The following is a 22315-nucleotide window of genomic DNA, read 5'->3' on the forward strand; positions in this document are numbered from 1 at the left end:
AGGCGGTTAGAGGTTCGACTCCTCTAGGGTGCATAAAGCGTAAGCTTTAGTTCGGGAAGTAGCTCAGCTTGGTAGAGTACTTGGTTTGGGACCAAGGTGTCGCAGGTTCGAATCCTGTCTTCCCGATTTATGGCGGTGTAGCTCAGCTGGCTAGAGCGTCCGGTTCATACCCGGGAGGTCGGGGGTTCGATCCCCTTCGCCGCTATACTATTGATCTTGTCGGACCTTTAGCTCAGCTGGTTAGAGCTCTCGGCTCATAACCGAGTGGTCGTAGGTTCAAGTCCTACAAGGTCCATAATTAGCTGGAGGATTACCCAAGTCCGGCTGAAGGGAACGGTCTTGAAAACCGTCAGGCGTGTAAAAGCGTGCGTGGGTTCGAATCCCACATCCTCCTTAATATTAACGCGGGATGGAGCAGCTCGGTAGCTCGTCGGGCTCATAACCCGAAGGTCGTAGGTTCAAATCCTGCTCCCGCAATATTTGGCTCGGTAGCTCAGTTGGTAGAGCAATGGATTGAAGCTCCATGTGTCGGCGGTTCGATTCCGTCTCGCGCCATTTTCTTTTAATACTAAGCGGGTGTAGTTTAGTGGTAAAACTACAGCCTTCCAAGCTGTTGTCGCGAGTTCGATTCTCGTCACCCGCTTTGAACATTCGTTCAATACCAAGTTTTTTACTTGGGCGCGTAGCTCAGGTGGTTAGAGCGCACGCCTGATAAGCGTGAGGTCGGTGGTTCGAGTCCACTCGTGCCCATTAGGAGAATTACTCAAGAGGCTGAAGAGGACGGTTTGCTAAATCGTTAGGTCGGGTAACCGGCGCGGGGGTTCGAATCCCCCATTCTCCGTATAAAATTAAGTTAGCTTTCTAGCTAACTTTTTTTGTTATTTTAATACATCAATAGAAATAAAAATGTAACAAAGGCGTAACATAAAATCTTTTTTTTTCTGTTATACTAGTTAGTGTCTTATATGAAGGAGTCTTTTATTTTATGAAGAAAAAATTATTAACGACTATTTTACTTAGTACAGTTGCTTTATCACAAGTAGGTACAGTTATTTCTGTAGGAGCTGATTCTACTGATGATAAAATCGCAGCACAAGATAGTAAGATTGCTGATTTGAGTTCAAAAGAACAAAGTGCTCAAGCAGAAGTTGATCAAATTCAATCTCAAGTTTCTGAAATCAAAAAACAACAAGAAACTCTTAAAGCCGAGAATGAACGTTTGAATGAAGAGTCTGCTCGTCTCTCTGCTGAGATTGAAGAACTCTCTAAAAACATTGTTGCTCGTCAAGAATCATTGGCGAACCAAGCACGTAGTGCTCAAACAACAGGAACTGCTACAAGTTACATTAACGCTATTGTAAGTTCTGGTTCTTTGACTGAAGCTATTTCACGTGTTTCTGCTATGAATGAAATTGCTAGTGCTAACAACAAAATGCTTGAAGAGCAAAAACGCGATAAAGAAGCAATTGACGCTAAGCAAAAAGAAAACAATGAAGCAATCAACACTGTTATTGCCAACCAACAAAAATTAGATGAAGATTCGCAAGCATTGACAACTAAAGAAGCTGAGTTGAAGGTTGCACAATTGAATTTGGCAGCTGAAAAATCAACTGCAGAAAATGAAAAGAATGCTTTGCTTGCAGAAAAAGCGGCTGCAGAGAAAGCAGCAGCTGAAGCAGCAGCGGCTGAAGCAGCATACCGCGCACAACAAGAAGAGCAACGTAAGGCTGTAGAAGCATCTGCTAATACGAACTTGCAAGCACAAGTGCAAGCTGCTACTCAAACACCAGCAGCTGAAGCAGCACAACCTCAAGCAACTGTTTCAACTCCTGTAGCACCAGCAGTTCAAACTCAAACTGTTGCTACACCTGCTGCAACTAGTCGTCCAACATACAGCAGTTCTGCAAGTTCATATCCAGTAGGTGAATGTACTTGGGGTGCGAAAGTATTGGCTCCTTGGGCTGGTGATTACTGGGGGAACGGAGCGCAGTGGGCTGCAAGTGCTGCAGCAGCTGGATTCCGTACTGGTAGCCAACCACAAGTCGGGGCTATTGCTTGTTGGAATGACGGTGGATATGGACACGTAGCAGTGGTTACAGCTGTTCAGTCAACTACAAGTATTCAAGTATCTGAATCTAACTACTTAGGTATCCGTAGCATTGGGAACTACCGTGGATGGTTTAACCCAGTTAATGCACAAGGATCAGTTACTTATATCTATCCAAACTAAGAATTCAAAACACCCACTAAAAGTGGGTGTTTTTTACTATAGTTACTATTTTAATTTTTGGTGGATTATGGATTGAAAAATCATGTAAAAAGGGTTACAATGGGTAAAGAGAAGATTTGTACAATTTGTACATTGTGGTTAAATTTATGTGGAGGAAATCATGTCGTTTTCGGATTTAATGCTGTTTGCTTTATCTTCTAACCAAGATTTGGCTAAACGTGTCTCTAAGGAGATGGGACTGCCACTTGGTAAGTCGACCGTACGTCAATTTTCTGATGGGGAAATCCAGGTTAATATTGAGGAGTCTATTCGTGGTAAAGAGGTTTATATTCTTCAGTCTACGAGCTCTCCTGTAAATGATAATTTAATGGAAATTTTGATCATGGTAGACGCTCTAAAACGTGCCAGTGCTCAAACCATTAATGTAGTGATGCCCTATTATGGTTATGCTCGTCAAGACCGTAAAGCTCGTGCTCGTGAGCCGATTACATCCAAATTGGTTGCCAATATGTTAGAGATTGCTGGTGTAGATCGTCTTTTGACCATTGATTTGCATGCAGCTCAGATTCAAGGATTCTTTGATATTCCGGTGGATCATTTGATGGGAGCTCCATTGATTGCTGACTACTTTGAACGTCGTGGAATGGTTGGTTCTGACTATGTGGTAGTTAGTCCGGACCACGGTGGTGTGACCCGTGCTCGTAAGTTAGCCGAATTTTTAAAAACACCGATTGCTATCATTGATAAACGTCGGAGTGTTGATAAGATGAACACCAGTGAAGTCATGAACATCATTGGGAACGTTGAAGGGAAAACTTGTATCCTGATTGACGATATGATCGATACTGCGGGAACAATTTGCCACGCTGCAGATGCACTTGATGAAGCAGGAGCAGTAGAAGTCTATGCTAGCTGTACGCATCCGGTATTGTCTGGCCCAGCTATGGACAATATTCAGAAATCAGCCATTAAGAAGTTGGTAGTATTGGATACCATTTACCTACCTGAAGAGCGCTTAATCGATAAAATTGAACAAATCTCTATCGCAAAACTATTGGCAGAAGCGATTATCCGTATCCATGAAAAACGTCCTCTGTCTCCTCTATTTGAAACTGGAAATGCGAAAAAATCTTAAAATGTAAAAAAGAGGTTGTAGAAAGCCTCTTTTTTAAGAAAGGAAAAATATGTTTTTCAACTGGTTAAAAAAAGGAAGTAAGATCAATAATCAGAGGGAGGAGTTGCTGAAGGAAGCACAAAAAAATGAGGATAGATTGGATCCTTATCTCCCCAAAAAGACCTTGCCAAAAAGTGGTGCAATCAAATAAAAGAAGGAAAACACTTACAAAATAAAAGATTTCTACTTTAAAGGTCAAATCTTCTCTTACCTTAAAAAAATATAAAATTAATTTAAAAAATAGGTCAGATTTTATTGACAAATAAAATATATCGTAGTAAACTAATAATAGTTACGAAGTAACGAACTATTTTTTAAAATGAAAAAAGGAGATAAAACAATGAAAAAAGTTTTATTATCATCAGTAGCAGCTCTTGCACTTTTTGCAGCAGCAGCACCAGCATTTGCGAACGAAAACCCTATTAACGGTGGAGCTAACACTCCAGGTGCTTTTGATTCACGTGAAGCATACGAAAACCAATCAGAATTTGTAAGTGCTCGTACAGTTGAAGAATACCTTAACGGTCACATGCCAGACATCATGGCTGAAGCAGCTCAAGATCCTGCTGTAGTTGCAGCTAAAGCTGAATTGGATGCTGTTGAAGGTGGTTCACACCTTTACGGTGAAAAGAAAGCAGCTTATGATGCAGCATTCAACACTGCATTCTTGAACGTACGTAACAAATATGTACAACAATTCCAAAAAGTTCAAAATTCAGCTAAAAAAGCAGAAGGTCGTTACTACATCTTGAACGAAACTCCAGAACAAAAGAATGCTCGTTACTTGAAAGAACATGGAATCAATCCAGAACAAGCTAAAGCTGAACAAGAAAAAGCTAAAGAAGAAGCAGCTAAATCAGAAGAAGCAGCTAAAGCAGCAACAGCTGGTAAAGCTGGATCTAAACAAGCTGACAAAGCTCTTCCAAAAACAAGCGCAGTTAAATAATTCTTATTAATTAGCTCTTAAATTAAATATCACTGGGCCTTCGGGCTCGGTGTTATTTTTTAGATTAAACGGTATATAGGGGATCTTATTTTTATGAATCGTACAGATAAACATTCTAGTTCTAAAAGAAAGGGCATTTCGCTTATTCTTGCTTTAGTTGCTCTTGTAGCCCTTGTAGGTGGTTTTGTCCTCTTTAATCCATTTGGGAAACATACCTCATCTGATAAAAAGGATACGAGCTCATCATCTAGTGCAAGTAGCAAAGAGGTCAAAGAAGTCAAGTATGAGCCAAGTCAAGAAGAAAAAGAGTATTTAGCCAACCGCTTTGCTCAATTAACTGCTGTCAATCCAGAAGCGATTGCCTATGTTTATGCTCCAGGAACTCAGTTGGATGAGCCTGTTGTTCAAACAGGGGATAATGCTACGTATTTGGATAAAACTTTTGAGGGTGGAAACCAACCTTTAATGGGAACTGTTTTCATGGATACTGATAATAAAAAAGACTTTAGTGATCGTTTGACGTGGTTATTCGGTCATGCTCGTGGTAGCCAGGTTGAAGATCATCGGATGTTTAACGATGTTAACTTCTATGATAACCAAGAGTACTTTAATCAGCATCCTTACGTAGTTATTGAAACACCTGAACGCAAGTATTATTATGAAGCAATGGGCTTGGTCATTGTCCCTGAAACCACTGCTTTCTATCGTACAAGTTTCACGGATGATGAAGATTTCACTACCCAGTTGAAAAATATCTATGAGTCAGCTCGTACCAAGAATCCAAATATCAAAATCAATGCTTCTGATAAGTACCTAGTTTTGTCTACTTGTCGTGAAGAAGATGATACTATTCGTTCCAATCTCTACCTTCGTCAAATTCCGGATTCGGAAATGAAGGATTTCTTGGCGAAACATGGTGACCAGTTGAATTATGTGGCAACACGTGGTCAAGAATAAAAAAGATTTGGTAAAATTTATTCAATGAGAGGATTTAGCATGTGCTAGGTCCTTTTTTGATGAAAAAGGTCATTATTGTATCATTTTAGTTGGGACTACCCCCTTTTTTGCGATGGCTTTCTATTTATAGTATAATGGTGATAGAACTTTTTGGAGGTGGCTATGGATTTAACAAAACGGTTTAATCAAAATTTGAATCGAATCGAGATTTCCTTGATTCGTCAGTTTGACCAAGCCATTTCTTCTATTCCAGGTGTCTTACGATTGACCTTGGGTGAGCCAGATTTTACGACACCAGATCATGTAAAGGAAGCGGCAAAAGCAGCTATTGACGCTAATCAAAGTCATTATACGGGTATGAGTGGCTTACTACCTCTACGAGAAGCTGCTAGTCAGTTTGTTGCTGAAAAGTATAACCTAGAGTATCGACCAGAGGATGAAATTTTAGTTACAATTGGGGCAACGGAGGCCCTTTCTGCGACCTTGACTGCTATATTGGAACCTGGAGATGTGGTATTATTACCAGCACCTTCTTATCCTGGTTACGAACCCATTATTAAACTGATGGGGGCTAGTGTCGTCGAAATTGATACGACTGATAATCGCTTTGTCCTTAGCCCAGAGGCCTTAGAAAAGGCTTTAGAAGAGCAAGGGGATCGCGTCAAGGCGGTTATTCTCAACTATCCAGCTAATCCAACAGGTGTCACCTACTCTAAAGAGCAGATGCAGGATTTGGCTAGTGTCTTGAAGAAATATGAAGTTTTTGTCATTTGTGATGAGGTCTACTCAGAATTAACCTACACAGGTCAGCCTCACGTTTCCTTGGGATCCTATCTACGGGATCAAGCCATTATTATCAATGGCTTATCTAAGTCTCATGCTATGACAGGCTGGAGACTTGGTTTTATCTTTGCTCCGGCTCCTTTGACAGCTCAATTAATCAAGAGTCATCAGTACTTGGTGACTGCAGCGGGGACCATGAACCAGTATGCAGCCATTGAAGCCTTAACGGTTGGTAAAGACGACGCAGAGCCGATGAAACGGGAATACATAGAGCGTCGAGATTATATCATCAAAGAAATGTCTGCCATGGGCTTTGATATTATCCGCCCGGATGGTGCCTTCTATATTTTTGCTAAGATCCCACAAGGATATAACCAAGACTCCTTCGATTTTTTGAAGCTCCTAGCCCAAGAAAAGGCTGTTGCCTTTATCCCAGGAATGGCTTTTGGTCCTTATGGCGAAGGCTATGTACGCTTGTCTTATGCAGCCAGTATGGAAGTGATCCAAGAAGCAATGAGTCGGTTGAAGGAGTTTATGAAAGAACATGCTGGAGAGCATTGAGAGTCGTGGTATCGTCCTCTACCATCGGGATTATCGAGAGGATGATAAGCTGGTTAAAATCTTTACAGAGCAAGCTGGCAAGCTCATGTTTTTCGTGAAACATGCCAATCGTTCTCGGTTGAATTCTATGATTCAACCTTTGACTTTAGCGGATATGTATCTGAAAATCAATGATGACGGACTCAGCTATATCGAAGATATTCATGAGGTTCAAAGTTTCCAAGGGATTAATCAAGATCTTTTTCGTCTTTCCTACGCAACCTATATACTAGCCTTGGCAGATGCTAGTATACAGGATCGTCAACCTGATCCAGCTTTATTTGCTTTTTTAGAGCAGACCTTGCAATTGATGGATCGGGGCTTGGATTATGAAATCTTGACCAATATTTTTGAAATGCAGATTTTATCCCGATTTGGTGTTGCCTTAAACGTCCATGAGTGTTGTGTCTGTCATCGAGTGGGGTTGCCATTTGATTTTTCATTCCGCTTGGGTGGTGTCCTTTGCCCAGATCATTATGATCGTGACGAAAGACGAGCCCACTGGGATCCAAACGCCCTCTATTTGCTGGATCGTTTTCAAGCTGTGAAATTTGGTGAGTTAGAGACGATTTCCATCCATGATGCGATGAAGAAAGAGTTGAGAAAGTACCTAGACCAACTCTATGATGAATATGTAGGCATTCATTTAAAAGCTAAGAAATTTATTGATTCCCTGGGAAGCTGGGGAGAGATCTTAAAAGATCAGTCTGGAGGTAAGAAATGAAAAAAATTGCAGTTGATGCAATGGGTGGAGATCATGCTCCACAGGCCCTAGTAGAAGGGGTCAATCAAGCCATACAAGAATTTAAGGATATCGAAGTCATTTTGTATGGGGATGAGGCTAAAATTAAGCAATACCTGACAGCAACTGAGCGGGTATCCATCGTCCATACGGATGAGAAAATCAACTCAGATGATGAGCCAACTCGTGCGATTCGTCGGAAAAAGCAAGCCAGTATGGTCTTAGCAGCGCATGCAGTTAAGAATGGGGAAGCGGATGCGATGCTTTCTGCAGGAAATACAGGAGCTCTTCTTGCCTCTGGTTACTTCATCGTCGGTCGGATCAAGGTCATCGATCGTCCAGGTTTGATGTCGACTCTTCCTACCCTTGATGGGAAGGGCTATGATATGTTGGATCTGGGGGCAAATGCTGAAAATACGCCAACTCACTTGCACCAATATGCGATTATGGGAGCCTATTATGCAGAGAATGTCCGTGGCATTAAGCGACCTCGTATCGGTCTCTTAAATAACGGAACAGAGGAAAGCAAAGGGGATCCCCTACGCAAGGAGACCTATCAATTATTAGCAGCAGATCCTTCTCTTAATTTTGTAGGAAATGTGGAAGCGCGTGACTTGATGGATGGAGTTGCTGACGTCATTGTCACAGATGGATTTACAGGAAATGCTGTCCTTAAGACTATGGAAGGAACTGCTCTGGGCCTCTTTAAACAGTTGAAAACGGTCCTTAGTGGTGGCGGGTTGAAAGCTAAGATTGGAGCCCTCCTCTTGAAGAATAATCTACGAGGTTTGAAAAAGACCTTGGATTATTCAGATGTTGGAGGTGCGGTCTTGTTTGGCTTACAAGCCCCTGTCGTGAAAACCCATGGTTCTAGTGATGCCAAGGCAGTCTATAGTACGATCCGCCAGATCCGGACCATGTTAGAAACAGATGTTATCCGTAAATCTGTGGTTGAATTATCAGAATTGGAGGAAGAGAAATGAGTCGTCATCAAGAAATTTTTAAACTAGTTGAAGGGTTGATTAAAGATCATAAGGGATCTGAGTATGAGGTTACTTTGGATTTGGACTTACGAAAGGACTTGGAAGTAGATTCCGTTGATCTCATGGAATACATTATTTATTTGGAAGAAGCCTACCAAATTGATATCCCAGATAAAGACATTGATGCCATGGCAACTGTTGGAGATATGGTAGACTACGTTTTGAAGAAAACAAGCAAATAAAGTTCGGTTTTTACGAACGAATAAGCATCTAAAAATAAGAGGTTGAATCTTTTTGATTCAATCTCTTATTATTTTTGTATTACAAGCGAACAAGATACGGATTTAACTTGAAAAAACAACATCTCTGTGATACACTGAAAGGGATAAAAGATGAAAGGCGAACAAGAAGATGTCCGATCAATTAATTTATACGGGGAAAGCAAAAGATATTTATAGTACAGAAGACGAACATGTGATTAAGTCCGTTTATAAGGACCAGGCTACCATGCTGAATGGAGCTCGCAAAGAGACCATTGAGGGGAAAGGTGTGCTGAATAATCAGATTTCGTCTCTTATTTTTGAAAAATTGAATGCTGCGGGTGTAGCGACGCACTTTATTGAACGTATTTCTGATACCGAACAATTGAACAAGAAAGTGACCATCATTCCTTTGGAGGTTGTTCTTCGCAATGTGACTGCGGGTTCTTTCTCTAAACGTTTTGGCGTGGAAGAAGGTTTGGACTTGAAAACTCCAATCGTTGAATTTTACTACAAGAACGATGAGTTGGACGATCCATTCATCAATGATGAGCATGTGAAGTTTTTGGAAATTGCCAATGACGAACAAATTGCCTATATCAAGGAAGAAACGCGTCGTATCAATGAGTTGCTGAAAGATTGGTTTGCACAAATTGGTCTTCGTTTGATTGACTTCAAATTGGAATTTGGTTTTGATAAGGATGGCAAGATTATCTTGGCAGATGAATTTTCACCAGATAATTGCCGCCTTTGGGATGCGGAAGGGCACCATATGGACAAGGATGTTTTCCGTAGAGATTTGGGCAGTCTGACAGATGTGTACAAGGTTGTGTTGGAGAAATTACAGGGCTTGAAGTAATCTGTTTGAAGGGAAAACCTTCGTCTTTAATAACTTTTTTGAATAGAAATAAAGGAAATAAAATGGATAAACGTATTTTCGTTGAGAAAAAAGCTGATTTTCGTGTGAAATCGGACTCTTTAGTAAAAGAATTACAGCATAATCTTCAGTTGAAAACCTTGAAGGATCTTCGGATTGTTCAGGTTTACGATGTCTTTAATTTGGCAGAGGATTTGTTTGCGCGTGCGGAAAAACACATCTTCTCTGAGCAAGTGACTGATACTGTTTTCGACGAAGCTACGGTTCAGGCTGATCTTGAGAAGTATGCATTCTTTGCTATCGAAAGTTTGCCTGGCCAATTTGATCAACGGGCGGCATCTTCGCAAGAAGCTTTGCTGTTGTTGGGTAGTTCAAATGATGTAACAGTGAATACAGCACAATTGTACTTGGTTAACAAGGATATTGATGCGAATGAATTGGAAGCTGTCAAAAACTACCTCTTGAACCCAGTAGACTCTCGTTTCAAAGATATCACTGTTGGTATTGCGAAACAGGATTTCTCTGAGTCTGATAAGACCATTCCAAGCTTGGATTTCTTTGAAACTTATACGGCAGAAGATTTTGCACAGTATAAGGCTGAGCAAGGATTGGCAATGGAAGTGGATGACCTTCTCTTCATCCAAGATTACTTCAAATCTATTGGACGTGTACCAACTGAGACTGAACTTAAGGTTTTGGATACTTACTGGTCTGACCACTGTCGTCACACGACTTTCGAAACTGAGTTGAAAAATATCGACTTCTCGGCTTCTAAATTTGAAAAACAATTGCAAGCGACTTATGACAAGTATATTGCCATGCGTGATGAGTTGGGACGTACAGAAAAACCTCAAACCTTGATGGATATGGCGACTATTTTTGGCCGTTATGAGCGTGCTAATGGTCGTTTGGACGACATGGAAGTGTCTGATGAAATCAATGCCTGCTCAGTTGAAATTGAAGTGGATGTCAATGGTGTCAAAGAACCATGGCTTCTCATGTTCAAGAATGAAACCCACAACCACCCAACGGAAATTGAACCATTTGGTGGAGCGGCTACTTGTATCGGTGGTGCCATTCGTGACCCATTGTCAGGGCGTTCCTACGTTTACCAAGCCATGCGTATCTCAGGTGCTGGTGATATTACAGCTCCAATTTCAGAAACTCGCGCTGGTAAATTGCCACAACAAGTGATTTCTAAAACAGCAGCTCACGGTTATTCTTCATATGGTAACCAAATTGGTCTTGCAACAACTTATGTTCGTGAATACTTCCACCCAGGTTTCGTTGCTAAGCGTATGGAGCTAGGTGCCGTTGTCGGTGCGGCTCCTAAGGAAAATGTTGTCCGTGAAAAACCTGAAGCAGGCGATGTGATCATTTTACTCGGTGGTAAGACTGGACGTGACGGTGTCGGTGGTGCGACAGGTTCATCTAAAGTTCAAACAGTTGAATCTGTTGAAACAGCTGGTGCTGAGGTTCAAAAAGGGAATGCTATCGAAGAACGTAAGATTCAACGTCTTTTCCGTAATGGGGATGTGACCCGTCTGATCAAGAAATCAAATGACTTTGGTGCTGGTGGTGTCTGTGTGGCTATCGGTGAATTGGCAGATGGTCTTGAAATTGATCTAGACAAAGTGCCATTGAAATACCAAGGTTTGAACGGTACAGAAATTGCCATCTCTGAATCTCAAGAACGGATGGCTGTCGTGGTTCGTCCAGAAGATGTAGATGCCTTCGTCGCAGCATGTAACAAAGAAAATATTGATGCTGTTGTCGTTGCAACAGTGACGGAGAAACCAAATCTTGTCATGCACTGGAATGGTGAAACCATCGTGGATTTGGAACGTCGTTTCCTTGATACAAACGGTGTACGTGTGGTTGTAGATGCTAAGGTAGTTGACAAGGCTGTTAAGCTTCCAGAAGAACGTCAAACATCTGCTGCAACCCTTGAAGCTGATACTCTTGAAGTCCTGGCTGACCTTAACCATGCCAGTCAAAAAGGGTTACAAACCATCTTTGATAGCTCAGTTGGTCGTTCAACAGTCAATCACCCACTCGGTGGTCGCTACCAAATTACACCAACGGAAGCTTCTGTACAGAAATTGCCAGTTCAACACGGCGTGACAACAACTGCTTCTGTTATGGCGCAAGGGTTTAACCCTTATATCGCCGAATGGTCTCCATATCATGGTGCTGCTTATGCGGTCATCGAAGCAACTGCTCGTTTGGTTGCTGCTGGTGCCAACTGGTCTAAGGCTCGTTTCTCTTATCAAGAATACTTCGAGCGGATGGATAAACAAGCAGAGCGTTTTGGCCAACCAGTAGCTGCTCTTCTTGGATCCATTGAAGCTCAGATTCAACTTGGTTTGCCATCTATCGGTGGGAAAGACTCGATGTCTGGTACCTTTGAAGAATTAACCGTACCACCAACCTTGGTTGCTTTTGGGGTAACAACTGCAGATAGCCGTAAGGTTCTTTCTCCAGAATTCAAAGCTGCTGGTGAAAATATTTACTACATTCCTGGTCAAGCTTTGGCACAAGAAATTGACTTCGAACTTATCAAATCTAACTTTGCTCAATTTGAAGCCATCCAAGCTGACCACAAAGTGACAGCCGCATCAGCTGTTAAATATGGTGGTGTGGTTGAAGCTCTTGCACTTGCAACTTTTGGTAACCATATCGGAGCAAATGTCGAATTAGCTGACCTTGACACTAGCTTGACAGCCCAATTGGGTGGACTCGTCTTCACATCGCCTGAAGAAATTGCAGGTGTTGCCAAGATTGGACAAACAGTAGCAGACTTTACACTAGTTGTCAACGGTGTAACGCTTGATGGACACAAACTTGACAGTGCCTTCCAAGGTAAATTGGAAGAGGTTTACCCAACGGAATTTGCACAAGCAACAGAGTTGGAAGAAGTACCTGCTGTGGCATCAGATGCTGTGATCAAAGCTAAAGAAACAGTTGAAAAGCCAGTGGTTTACATCCCAGTATTCCCAGGTACCAACTCAGAATATGACTCCGCTAAGGCCTTTGAAAAAGAAGGTGCAAAAGTCAACTTGGTACCATTTGTCACACTCAACGAAAAAGCGATTGTCAAGTCTGTTGACACCATGGTTGACAATATTGAAAAAGCCAACATTATCTTCTTTGCAGGTGGCTTCTCAGCAGCGGATGAACCAGATGGATCAGCTAAATTTATCGTGAACATCTTGCTCAATGAAAAAGTTCGTTCGGCTATTGATAGCTTCATCGAAGGTGGTGGTTTGATCATCGGTATCTGTAATGGATTCCAAGCTCTTGTCAAATCAGGTCTTCTTCCATATGGTAACTTTGAAGATGCAAGTAGTACGAGTCCAACCCTCTTCTACAATGATGCCAATCAACACGTGGCTAAGATGGTGGAAACACGGATTGCTAATACCAATTCACCATGGCTTGCTGGAGTTGAAGTTGGGGACATCCATGCCATCCCAGTATCACACGGTGAAGGGAAGTTTGTCGTGACAGCTGAGGAATTCGCGGAGCTTCGTGACAATGGTCAAATCTTTAGCCAATACGTTGATTTCGAAGGCCAACCAAGCATGGATTCTAAATACAATCCAAATGGTTCTGTCCATGCAATCGAAGGAATTACCAGCAAGAACGGTCAAATCATTGGGAAGATGGGTCACTCAGAACGTTTTGAAGATGGTCTCTTCCAAAATATTCCAGGAAATAAAGATCAACATCTCTTTGCATCAGCAGTTCAATACTTTACTGAAAAATAAAAGGTGTACAACATGACATACGAAGTAAAATCTCTTAATGAAGAGTGTGGAGTCTTTGGGATTTGGGGACATCCAGACGCAGCAAAACTCACCTATTTTGGCCTTCACAGTCTCCAACACCGGGGACAAGAAGGGGCAGGAATCCTGGCCAATGACCAAGGAACTTTGAGACGTCATCGGGATACAGGTCTGCTTTCAGAAGTCTTTCGGAATCCTTTAAATTTGGAAAAATTGACAGGATCTTCTGCTATTGGACATGTTCGCTATGCGACAGCGGGGGAAGCGTCTGTGGATAACATCCAACCCTTCCTCTTCCGCTTTCAAGATACGCAGTTTGGTCTGGCCCATAATGGGAATTTGACCAATGCCCAATCGCTTAAATCGGAATTAGAAAAAAATGGAGCCATCTTTAGCTCGACCTCTGACTCAGAAATTCTGGCCCACTTGATCCGTCGGAGCCACAACCCTTCCTTTATGGGGAAAATCAAGGAAGCACTCAATACGGTCAAAGGTGGATTTGCTTATCTGATGTTGTTTGAAGATAAGCTGATCGCAGCTCTAGACCCAAATGGATTCCGTCCTCTTTCCATCGGGAAAATGGCCAATGGTGCCTTGGTTGTTTCTTCGGAAACCTGTGCCTTTGAGGTGATTGGGGCAGAATGGATCCGAGATGTGCATCCTGGTGAGCTCGTGATCTTTGATGAAAATGGCATTACCTATGATCGCTATACGGATGATACTCAACTAGCAATTTGTTCTATGGAGTATATCTATTTTGCTCGTCCTGATTCCAATATCCAAGGGGTCAACGTCCATACAGCTCGCAAGCGGATGGGAGCTCAGTTGGCTAGAGAATTTAAGAACCAGGCAGATATTGTGGTGGGGGTGCCCAACTCTTCTCTCAGTGCGGCCATGGGCTTTGCGGAAGAATCCGGTCTGCCAAATGAAATGGGCTTGATCAAGAATCAGTATGTCCAACGGACCTTTATCCAACCGACTCAGGAATTGCGGGAACAAGGAGTGCGAATGAAGCTCTCTGCCGTATCTGGGGTCGTGAAAGGCAAACGGGTTGTCATGATTGATGATTCCATCGTGCGTGGGACAACCTCTCGTCGGATTGTGAAACTGTTGAAAGAAGCAGGGGCTACCGAAGTCCATGTAGCAATTGCCAGTCCAGCTCTGGCTTATCCATGTTTCTATGGAATTGATATCCAGAGCCGCGAAGAGCTAATCGCAGCTAACCATACAGTAGAGGAAACTTGTGAGATTATCGGTGCGGACAGCCTGACCTACTTGTCCATTGATGGCTTGATTGATTCTATTGGCATTGATACCGATGCACCAAACGGTGGTCTTTGTGTAGCCTACTTTGATGGGAAATACCCAACCCCATTGTATGACTACGAAGAACGCTATTTGGAAAGCTTGAATGAGCAGACCTCCTTTTATTAGGAATGTTTGCAAGTGAATCTGCCCATTCACAGTAGGCTCTAGGAAGAGAAAAAGGAATAAACAAATGACAAATAAAAATGCGTATGCCCAATCGGGTGTGGATGTTGAAGCGGGTTATGAAGTTGTTGAACGGATCAAAAAACACGTAGCACGTACAGAGCGTGCGGGTGTTATGGGAGCTCTTGGTGGTTTCGGTGGTATGTTTGACCTTTCAAAAGCAGGTGTCAAAGAGCCTGTATTGATCTCAGGAACAGATGGTGTTGGAACTAAACTCATGCTGGCTATCAAGTACGACAAACACGATACCATCGGACAAGACTGTGTGGCCATGTGTGTCAACGATATCATCGCTGCAGGTGCTGAGCCTCTCTACTTCCTTGACTATATCGCAACTGGTAAAAATGAACCAGCTAAACTGGAACAGGTCGTTGCAGGTGTTGCTGAAGGTTGTGTGCAAGCTGGTGCAGCCCTTATCGGTGGGGAAACGGCTGAAATGCCTGGTATGTATGGTGAAGATGACTATGACTTGGCTGGATTTGCTGTCGGTGTTGCAGAAAAATCTCAAATCATCGATGGGTCAAAAGTAGCTGAAGGCGATGTGATTCTGGGGCTTGCTTCAAGTGGCATCCACTCAAATGGTTACTCACTCGTGCGTCGTGTCTTTGCGGATTACACAGGGGAAGAAGTATTGCCTGAATTGGAAGGCAAAAAACTCAAGGACGTTCTTTTGGAGCCAACTCGTATTTACGTCAAAGCAGCTTTGCCACTCATCAAAGAAGAATTGGTCAACGGGATTGCCCACATCACAGGTGGTGGTTTCATCGAAAATGTACCACGTATGTTCGCTGATGACTTGGCTGCTGAAATTGACGAAAGCAAAGTGCCAGTTCTTCCGATTTTCAAAGCCCTTGAAAAATATGGCCAAATCAAACACGAAGAAATGTTTGAAATCTTCAACATGGGGATTGGTCTCATGCTTGCGGTCAAACCAGAAAATGTGGAACGTGTCAAAGAACTTCTTGATGAACCTGTTTATGAAATCGGTCGAATTGTGAAGAAAGATGGCGCAAGTGTGGTGATTAAATAATGGCTAAAAGGATTGCTGTTTTTGCTTCCGGGAATGGTTCAAACTTTCAGGTGATTGCGGAACAATTTCCAGTAGAATTTGTCTTTTCAGATCACCGGGATGCCTATGTCATAGAACGTGCCGAAAAGCTTGGGGTTTTAACCTATGCCTTCGAACTCAAAGAGTTTGAAAACAAGGCAGACTACGAAGGAGCCATCGTCGAACTCTTGGATGAACACCAGATTGACCTAGTTTGTTTAGCTGGTTACATGAAAATCGTCGGACCGACCTTGCTAGCAGCTTATGAAGGTCGTATCATCAATATTCACCCAGCCTATCTTCCAGAATTTCCAGGTGCTCATGGCATTGAGGATGCTTGGAATGCAGGCGTTGACCAGTCTGGCGTGACTATTCACTGGGTGGACTCTGGTGTTGATACCGGTAAGGTCATCAAACAAGTCCGTGTGCCACGCCTTGAAGGGGATACCCTTGATACTTTCGAGACGCGCATCCACGAAACAGAGTACAAGCTCTATCCAGAAGTGTTGGAACATTTGGGAGTTGCACGAAAATAAGGAAGCCCTAGAGCTGAAAAACATTTTTGACTGTAGCAGATGAAGAACTTTTTTAAAAAAGGAAAAGAAAGAAAATGACTAAACGCGCACTAATTAGTGTTTCAGACAAAGCGGGCATTGTTGAATTTGCCCAAGAACTCAAGAAACTTGGTTGGGACATTATCTCAACAGGTGGGACTAAAGTTGCCCTTGATAATGCTGGGGTGGACACTATCGCCATCGATGATGTGACTGGTTTCCCAGAAATGATGGACGGTCGTGTGAAGACCCTCCACCCAAATATCCACGGAGGTCTCCTCGCTCGTCGTGACCTTGATAGTCACCTAGAGGCTGCTAAGGATAATCAGATTGAGCTCATCGACCTTGTTGTGGTCAACCTTTACCCATTTAAGGAAACCATCCTTAAACCAGATGTGACTTACGCTGACGCGGTGGAGAACATTGATATCGGTGGACCATCCATGCTTCGTTCAGCAGCGAAAAACCACGCTAGCGTAACGGTTGTGGTAGACCCTGCTGACTATGCTGTCGTGCTTGACGAATTGGGAGCCAACGGCGAAACCACATACGAAACTCGCCAACGCTTGGCAGCGAAAGTTTTCCGTCACACAGCGGCCTATGATGCTTTAATCGCAGAATACTTCACAGCCCAAGTAGGTGAAACAAAACCGGAAAAACTTACTTTGACTTATGATCTCAAGCAAGCCATGCGTTACGGGGAAAACCCTCAACAAGACGCAGACTTCTACCAAAAAGCTTTGCCAACGGATTACTCCATCGCTTCAGCGAAACAGTTGAACGGGAAAGAATTGTCCTTCAACAATATCCGTGACGCGGATGCTGCGATTCGGATCATCCGTGATTTCAAAGACCGTCCAACCGTTGTGGCCCTGAAACACATGAATCCATGTGGGATTGGTCAAGCTGACGATATCGAAACGGCTTGGGACTACGCTTATGAGTCTGACCCAGTATCCATCTTCGGTGGGATCGTGGTTCTCAACCGTGAGGTAGACGCTGCGACAGCTGAGAAGATGCATGGTGTTTTCCTCGAGATCATCATTGCACCAAGCTACACAGATGAAGCGCTTGAAATCTTGACAACTAAGAAGAAAAACTTGCGTATCCTTGAGTTGCCATTTGACGCTCAAGATGCTAGCGAAGTGGAAGCAGAATACACTGGTGTTGTTGGTGGTCTCCTCATTCAAAACCAAGACGTTGTCAAAGAAAGTCCAGCTGACTGGCAAGTAGTGACCAAACGCCAACCAACGGAGACAGAAGCGACAGCTCTTGAGTTTGCTTGGAAAGCCATCAAGTACGTCAAATCAAACGGAATCATCGTAACTAATGACCATATGACACTTGGTGTTGGCCCAGGTCAAACCAATCGTGTGGCTTCCGTTCGTATCGCTATTGACCAAGCTAAAGACCGTCTTGACGGCGCTGTTCTTGCTTCAGATGCCTTCTTCCCATTTGCGGATAACGTGGAAGAAATCGCCAAAGCAGGGATCAAGGCTATCATCCAACCAGGTGGATCAGTACGTGACCAAGAGTCAATCGAGGCTGCTGACAAATATGGCTTAACCATGATCTTTACAGGTGTTCGTCACTTCAGACATTAACCTAAAAAGGCACTCATCGATGGATGAGCGCCTTTTTTGTTGGTTAGGAATTCCTTAATTTGGATAGATATAGCTGACCGTTCCCCAGACAACATTCGTGGGGTCAAACCAGCCACGGAAATTGTTGATGGTCCGATTTCCATTGTAATTAGCTTCCTTCACTTGGATCTTTTGATCATGTTCGACCTCCGTCACGACTGCAACGTGGCCATAGCCTCCATTATCCCAACAGGCGATAGCACCGACCTCTGGGGTATTTCCTGTCCGGAAGCCCGCAGCGCGTGCACTAGCTGACCACATGCCACCGTTTCCCCACCAGTTTTGTGACCAAGGAGCCAGCTCTTTGGCTGCCCAGGTACATTCACCGACGGGATAGTAATTATCCGGTTGGGTGACCATTGGAGCAGATTTAGCCCGCTCGACCTGAAATTCAGTGGCAAGCAGGCCTTTTAAGTGCCCCTTGTCTTTTTGATAGACGTGGAGATGAAAGGTTCCTTTCCCTGTATGTTTCTCTGCATTGAAGGATAACTGGTAGCGACCAGGTGCCGTCTTTTTTGCGGGATACCAGATCAAGTCGTCCTGGCCATCTTGTTCAGACCAGATGGGAAAGAAGACCTCCTCCACATCTTCAAAAAGCTGGAGTTGGATCTCAAATAGCTGTGCAGTGCTAGGTCGGACGGTAATCTTGGGTTGGGAAGAAGCCAGGTCTTTTTTTTCAACGATTGTCTGTAGAGGAAACAGTCCTTCAAGGTTTCCGTAAGAATTGATGCCGTAGACATGGATATGATAAAGTCCAGCTTGATCCAAATGATTGGTCAGAGGCACTTGCAAATCAAATCCATTTTCACCTCGTTGGACAGGATACCAAATGAGGTCGTCCTGTCCATTTTGCTCGGACCAAATGGGGACGCTAACACTTTGGAAGCGGTCTGGAACGGTCCCGAGGTGGACAACTAATTGTCCCTTTTCCTTGTAGATATAATTGACGTTTTGCTCTGCTCTAGCAACTTGTGAAGCTCCTGCCCAGAAAAGACAAGCTGCCAAGAGTAGTTTCTTCATTCTCTGCATAAAACTCCTTTTTTAAAAAATATTAGAGGTCTCAATTATAATATTCGTAAAAAGGAGCAGAAATTTAAAAAATAATGAAAAAAGTTTGTTTTCTAACGAAAATCATCGGATATTCCTTGAAATATTAGAATAAAACGAACGATTATGATATAATTTAATAAAATAATTCGCAAAAGAGGTTCGAGATGAAACTTTTGGTTGTTGGATCTGGCGGTCGTGAGCATGCGATTGCCAAGAAATTGTTGGAGTCTAAAGACGTTGAGCAGGTTTTTGTGGCTCCTGGTAATGACGGGATGCGATTAGATGGTCTGGATTTGATCAATATCGGAATTTCCGAACATTCTAAGCTGATTGACTTCGCAAAAGTCAACGATATTGCTTGGACCTTTATCGGTCCAGATGATGCCCTTGCGGCTGGTATTGTGGATGATTTCAATGCGGCAGGACTCAAAGCCTTTGGTCCGACCAAGGCTGCGGCTGAACTTGAGTGGTCTAAGGATTTTGCTAAGGAAATCATGGTCAAATACAATGTTCCGACAGCAGCCTATGGAACCTTTTCAGATTTCGAAGAAGCCAAGGCCTACATCGAAGAAAAAGGCGCTCCAATCGTCGTCAAGGCAGACGGCTTGGCCCTTGGGAAAGGTGTCGTCGTTGCGGAGACAGTTGAGCAAGCCGTCGAAGCCGCTCACGAGATGCTTTTGGACAATAAATTCGGTGATTCAGGTGCACGTGTGGTCATTGAGGAATTCCTTGACGGGGAAGAGTTCTCTCTCTTTGCTTTTGTCAATGGGGATAAGTTCTACATTATGCCGACGGCTCAGGACCACAAACGTGCCTACGATGGCGACAAAGGTCCTAACACTGGTGGGATGGGGGCCTATGCGCCAGTTCCTCACTTGCCACAGAGAGTGGTTGACACAGCGGTTGACACTATTGTCAAGCCAGTTCTTGAAGGTATGATTAAAGAAGGACGTCCCTACCTTGGTGTCCTTTACGCGGGGCTAATCTTGACAGCTGATGGCCCGAAAGTCATCGAGTTCAACTCTCGTTTTGGAGATCCTGAAACGCAAATCATCTTGCCTCGTTTGACATCTGACTTTGCACAAAACATCACTGACATTTTGGATGGCAAAGAGCCGGCCATCACTTGGACGGACAAGGGTGTGACATTGGGCGTGGTTGTAGCCTCAAACGGCTACCCACTCGCTTATGAGAAGGGTGTCAAGCTTCCAGCCAAGACAGATGGTGACATCATCACTTACTATGCCGGTGCCAAATTCGTTGAAAATGGCCAAGACCTCCTCTCAAACGGCGGACGCGTCTACATGCTGGTCACAACAGCAGACACCGTCAAAGAAGGTCAAAATATCATCTACAACGAACTCGACAAACAAAACACAGAAGGCCTGTTCTATCGTACGGATATCGGTAGCAAGGCGAATAAATAATTAGCGACCGTAGGTCGTAAAAGGCGAGCGAAAGCGAGCTAGTATAGAATAATTGTCGCAGTAGTGGAACTCCTAGTAGCTTTGCTACTAGGAGCGGGAAACTGGAGACTCGGGCTCCAGTTTTAGTAATGGAACGCCCCAGGCGGTCGCTTACGTCCGCACTACAATAGACGATTATCAAAAAAGGAGAAGAAATGAAACCAGTAATTTCCATTATCATGGGCTCAAAATCCGACTGGGCAACCATGCAAAAAGCTGCTGAAGTCCTCGACAACTTCGGCGTCGCTTACGAAAAGAAAGTTGTTTCCGCACACCGGACGCCTGACCTCATGTTCAAACATGCAGAAGAAGCACGTAGCCGTGGCATCAAGGTCATCATCGCGGGTGCGGGTGGTGCAGCTCACTTGCCAGGGATGGTCGCAGCTAAAACGACCCTTCCGGTTATCGGCGTACCAGTCAAATCACGTGCTCTTAGTGGTGTGGATTCGCTCTACTCTATCGTTCAGATGCCAGGTGGAGTACCAGTCGCAACTATGGCGATTGGTGAAGCTGGTGCGACCAATGCAGCCCTCTTTGCCCTCCGTCTCCTCTCAGTAGAGGATCAGGCTATTGCAATAGCGTTAGCAGATTTTGCAGAAGAGCAAGGAAAAATCGCAGAGGAGTCTACAAATGAGCTCATCTAAAACAATCGGAATTATCGGTGGCGGTCAGCTGGGGCAGATGATGGCCATTTCTGCTATCTACATGGGGCACAAGGTTATCGCGCTGGATCCTGCGGCGGATTGCCCGGCCTCTCGTGTGGCAGAGATCATCGTGGCTCCTTATAATGATGTAGATGCTCTTCGTCAGTTGGCGGAGCGTTGCGATATTCTCACTTATGAATTTGAAAATGTCGACGCCGATGGTTTGGATGCCGTTATTAAGGATGGACAGCTCCCTCAAGGGACAGACCTACTCCGTATTTCTCAAAATCGCATTTTTGAAAAGGACTTTCTCTCAAATAAGGCCCAAGTCACCGTGGCACCTTATAAGGTCGTGACTTCTAGCCAAGACTTGGCAGATATTGACCTGTCTAAAAGTTATGTCCTCAAGACTGCGACGGGTGGCTACGATGGGCATGGACAAAAGGTCATCCGCTCGGAAGTGGATTTAGAAGAAGCCTATACACTAGCGGTTTCAGCAGACTGTGTCTTGGAAGAATTTGTCAATTTCGACTTGGAGATTTCTGTCATCGTATCTGGGAATGGCAAGGACGTGACGGTTTTTCCAGTTCAGGAAAATATCCACCGCAACAACATTCTTTCAAAGACCATTGTGCCAGCTCGTATTTCAGAAAGTCTAGCTGAAAAAGCCAAAGCCATGGCAGTGCGAATCGCTGAACAGCTGAACTTGTCTGGAACTCTTTGCGTGGAAATGTTTGCGACCGCTGATGACATCATCGTCAATGAAATTGCGCCACGTCCACACAATTCTGGCCACTACTCCATTGAAGCCTGCGACTTCTCCCAGTTTGACACCCATATTCTCGGTGTTCTCGGAGCACCACTTCCAGCAATCCACCTGCATGCTCCAGCTGTCATGCTCAATGTACTCGGTCAACACGTCGAGGTCGCTGAAACATATGTCACAGAAAATCCAAGCGCCCACCTCCACTTATATGGTAAACTAGAAGCAAAGCACAACCGCAAAATGGGACATGTGACTTTGTTTAGTGATGTGCCGGATAGTGTGGAAGAATTTGGGAAAGGAAAGGAATTTTAGT

The 22315-nt window shown here is 43.8% G+C and carries 18 protein-coding genes and 9 tRNA genes; 26 read left to right on the plus strand and 1 reads right to left on the minus strand.

The window, feature by feature from the left end:
- Positions 1–52: 52 nt before the first annotated feature.
- From QM873_RS08270 to purH, 23 genes are all read left to right on the plus strand, one after another.
- A tRNA-Pro gene (locus QM873_RS08270) sits at positions 53–126 on the plus strand.
- A gap of 5 nt (positions 127–131) precedes the next feature.
- A tRNA-Met gene (locus QM873_RS08275) sits at positions 132–205 on the plus strand.
- A gap of 16 nt (positions 206–221) precedes the next feature.
- Positions 222–295 (plus strand) — tRNA-Ile (locus QM873_RS08280).
- Positions 296–304: 9 nt separating this feature from the next.
- Positions 305–394 (plus strand) — tRNA-Ser (locus tag QM873_RS08285).
- Positions 395–403: 9 nt separating this feature from the next.
- Positions 404–477 (plus strand) — tRNA-Met (locus QM873_RS08290).
- Between the two features lie 5 nt (positions 478–482).
- Positions 483–555 (plus strand) — tRNA-Phe (locus tag QM873_RS08295).
- Between the two features lie 17 nt (positions 556–572).
- A tRNA-Gly gene (locus QM873_RS08300) sits at positions 573–643 on the plus strand.
- Between the two features lie 33 nt (positions 644–676).
- A tRNA-Ile gene (locus QM873_RS08305) sits at positions 677–750 on the plus strand.
- A gap of 3 nt (positions 751–753) precedes the next feature.
- A tRNA-Ser gene (locus QM873_RS08310) sits at positions 754–841 on the plus strand.
- A 144-nt stretch (positions 842–985) separates the two neighbouring features.
- Positions 986–2230, plus strand: coding sequence for a peptidoglycan hydrolase PcsB (gene pcsB / locus QM873_RS08315; protein ID WP_270296977.1), 1245 nt, complete (start codon positions 986–988; stop codon positions 2228–2230).
- Between the two features lie 160 nt (positions 2231–2390).
- On the plus strand, positions 2391–3365 hold the full coding sequence (locus QM873_RS08320; protein WP_123159759.1) for a ribose-phosphate diphosphokinase: 975 nt from the start codon (positions 2391–2393) through the stop codon (positions 3363–3365).
- Between the two features lie 379 nt (positions 3366–3744).
- On the plus strand, positions 3745–4350 hold the full coding sequence (gene abpA / locus QM873_RS08325; protein ID WP_123159757.1) for an amylase-binding adhesin AbpA: 606 nt from the start codon (positions 3745–3747) through the stop codon (positions 4348–4350).
- Between the two features lie 93 nt (positions 4351–4443).
- A complete protein-coding gene (gene srtB / locus QM873_RS08330; RefSeq protein WP_123159756.1) occupies positions 4444–5307 on the plus strand; it encodes a class B sortase, LPKTxAVK-specific in 864 nt (287 codons plus the stop codon).
- Between the two features lie 162 nt (positions 5308–5469).
- Positions 5470–6651 (plus strand): pyridoxal phosphate-dependent aminotransferase, encoded by a 1182-nt coding sequence (locus QM873_RS08335; RefSeq protein ID WP_414279142.1) that lies wholly within the window; start codon positions 5470–5472, stop codon positions 6649–6651.
- Positions 6635–7414: a DNA repair protein RecO gene (gene recO, locus QM873_RS08340; protein WP_414279143.1), complete on the plus strand. Its 780-nt coding sequence runs from the start codon at positions 6635–6637 to the stop codon at positions 7412–7414. Before QM873_RS08335 ends, recO begins: the two co-directional genes overlap by 17 nt.
- Complete coding sequence (gene plsX / locus QM873_RS08345) at positions 7411–8415, plus strand: phosphate acyltransferase PlsX (RefSeq protein WP_414279144.1); 1005 nt, start codon at positions 7411–7413, stop codon at positions 8413–8415. Before recO ends, plsX begins: the two co-directional genes overlap by 4 nt.
- A complete protein-coding gene (locus QM873_RS08350; RefSeq protein ID WP_006595305.1) occupies positions 8412–8657 on the plus strand; it encodes an acyl carrier protein in 246 nt (81 codons plus the stop codon). The genes plsX and QM873_RS08350 overlap by 4 nt, the downstream gene beginning before the upstream one ends.
- Positions 8658–8826: 169 nt before the next feature.
- Entirely contained in the window at positions 8827–9534 is a 708-nt protein-coding gene (purC, locus tag QM873_RS08355) for a phosphoribosylaminoimidazolesuccinocarboxamide synthase (RefSeq protein WP_414279145.1), read from the plus strand.
- Between the two features lie 62 nt (positions 9535–9596).
- Positions 9597–13322, plus strand: a complete 3726-nt coding sequence (locus tag QM873_RS08360) for a phosphoribosylformylglycinamidine synthase (RefSeq protein ID WP_414279146.1) — start codon at positions 9597–9599, stop codon at positions 13320–13322.
- Positions 13323–13334: 12 nt separating this feature from the next.
- Positions 13335–14774, plus strand: a complete 1440-nt coding sequence (gene purF, locus QM873_RS08365; RefSeq protein ID WP_048717059.1) for an amidophosphoribosyltransferase — start codon at positions 13335–13337, stop codon at positions 14772–14774.
- Between the two features lie 64 nt (positions 14775–14838).
- The gene (purM, locus tag QM873_RS08370) at positions 14839–15861 is read left to right on the plus strand and encodes a phosphoribosylformylglycinamidine cyclo-ligase (protein ID WP_223141487.1); all 1023 of its coding nucleotides are present in this window, start codon (positions 14839–14841) and stop codon (positions 15859–15861) included.
- Positions 15861–16415, plus strand: a complete 555-nt coding sequence (purN, locus tag QM873_RS08375) for a phosphoribosylglycinamide formyltransferase (protein ID WP_414279147.1) — start codon at positions 15861–15863, stop codon at positions 16413–16415. Before purM ends, purN begins: the two co-directional genes overlap by 1 nt.
- 74 nt (positions 16416–16489) lie before the next feature.
- A complete protein-coding gene (gene purH / locus QM873_RS08380; RefSeq protein ID WP_414279148.1) occupies positions 16490–18037 on the plus strand; it encodes a bifunctional phosphoribosylaminoimidazolecarboxamide formyltransferase/IMP cyclohydrolase in 1548 nt (515 codons plus the stop codon).
- 54 nt (positions 18038–18091) lie between these two features.
- Here the strand turns inward: purH and QM873_RS08385 are convergent, their stop codons facing one another.
- On the minus strand, positions 18092–19096 hold the full coding sequence (locus QM873_RS08385; RefSeq protein WP_414279149.1) for a GBS Bsp-like repeat-containing protein: 1005 nt from the start codon (positions 19094–19096) through the stop codon (positions 18092–18094).
- A 194-nt stretch (positions 19097–19290) separates the two neighbouring features.
- Here QM873_RS08385 and purD point away from each other — a divergent pair, with 194 nt between their 5' ends.
- From purD to purK, 3 genes are all read left to right on the plus strand, one after another.
- Positions 19291–20553, plus strand: a complete 1263-nt coding sequence (gene purD, locus QM873_RS08390; RefSeq protein ID WP_414279150.1) for a phosphoribosylamine--glycine ligase — start codon at positions 19291–19293, stop codon at positions 20551–20553.
- A 194-nt stretch (positions 20554–20747) separates the two neighbouring features.
- A complete protein-coding gene (purE, locus tag QM873_RS08395) occupies positions 20748–21236 on the plus strand; it encodes a 5-(carboxyamino)imidazole ribonucleotide mutase (protein ID WP_201553411.1) in 489 nt (162 codons plus the stop codon).
- The gene (gene purK / locus QM873_RS08400) at positions 21223–22314 is read left to right on the plus strand and encodes a 5-(carboxyamino)imidazole ribonucleotide synthase (RefSeq protein ID WP_414279151.1); all 1092 of its coding nucleotides are present in this window, start codon (positions 21223–21225) and stop codon (positions 22312–22314) included. The genes purE and purK overlap by 14 nt, the downstream gene beginning before the upstream one ends.
- Position 22315 lies beyond the last annotated feature (1 nt).

The organism is Streptococcus australis, from assembly GCF_047463015.1.
GTDB lineage: Bacteria > Bacillota > Bacilli > Lactobacillales > Streptococcaceae > Streptococcus > Streptococcus australis_F.

Excerpts from the sequence above, each read along its gene's own strand:
- plsX (WP_414279144.1), top strand. The coding sequence starts at position 7,411 with ATGAAAAAAATTGCAGTTGATGCAATGGGTGGAGATCATGCTCCACAG.
- QM873_RS08350 (WP_006595305.1), top strand. The coding sequence starts at position 8,412 with ATGAGTCGTCATCAAGAAATTTTTAAACTAGTTGAAGGGTTGATTAAA.
- purN (WP_414279147.1), top strand. The coding sequence starts at position 15,861 with ATGGCTAAAAGGATTGCTGTTTTTGCTTCCGGGAATGGTTCAAACTTT.
- purH (WP_414279148.1), top strand. The coding sequence starts at position 16,490 with ATGACTAAACGCGCACTAATTAGTGTTTCAGACAAAGCGGGCATTGTT.
- QM873_RS08385 (WP_414279149.1), bottom strand. The coding sequence starts at position 19,096 with ATGAAGAAACTACTCTTGGCAGCTTGTCTTTTCTGGGCAGGAGCTTCA.
- QM873_RS08360 (WP_414279146.1), top strand. The coding sequence starts at position 9,597 with ATGGATAAACGTATTTTCGTTGAGAAAAAAGCTGATTTTCGTGTGAAA.
- recO (WP_414279143.1), top strand. The coding sequence starts at position 6,635 with ATGCTGGAGAGCATTGAGAGTCGTGGTATCGTCCTCTACCATCGGGAT.
- purE (WP_201553411.1), top strand. The coding sequence starts at position 20,748 with ATGAAACCAGTAATTTCCATTATCATGGGCTCAAAATCCGACTGGGCA.
- purC (WP_414279145.1), top strand. The coding sequence starts at position 8,827 with ATGTCCGATCAATTAATTTATACGGGGAAAGCAAAAGATATTTATAGT.
- QM873_RS08320 (WP_123159759.1), top strand. The coding sequence starts at position 2,391 with ATGTCGTTTTCGGATTTAATGCTGTTTGCTTTATCTTCTAACCAAGAT.
- srtB (WP_123159756.1), top strand. The coding sequence starts at position 4,444 with ATGAATCGTACAGATAAACATTCTAGTTCTAAAAGAAAGGGCATTTCG.
- purD (WP_414279150.1), top strand. The coding sequence starts at position 19,291 with ATGAAACTTTTGGTTGTTGGATCTGGCGGTCGTGAGCATGCGATTGCC.
- QM873_RS08335 (WP_414279142.1), top strand. The coding sequence starts at position 5,470 with ATGGATTTAACAAAACGGTTTAATCAAAATTTGAATCGAATCGAGATT.
- purK (WP_414279151.1), top strand. The coding sequence starts at position 21,223 with ATGAGCTCATCTAAAACAATCGGAATTATCGGTGGCGGTCAGCTGGGG.
- purM (WP_223141487.1), top strand. The coding sequence starts at position 14,839 with ATGACAAATAAAAATGCGTATGCCCAATCGGGTGTGGATGTTGAAGCG.
- purF (WP_048717059.1), top strand. The coding sequence starts at position 13,335 with ATGACATACGAAGTAAAATCTCTTAATGAAGAGTGTGGAGTCTTTGGG.
- pcsB (WP_270296977.1), top strand. The coding sequence starts at position 986 with ATGAAGAAAAAATTATTAACGACTATTTTACTTAGTACAGTTGCTTTA.
- abpA (WP_123159757.1), top strand. The coding sequence starts at position 3,745 with ATGAAAAAAGTTTTATTATCATCAGTAGCAGCTCTTGCACTTTTTGCA.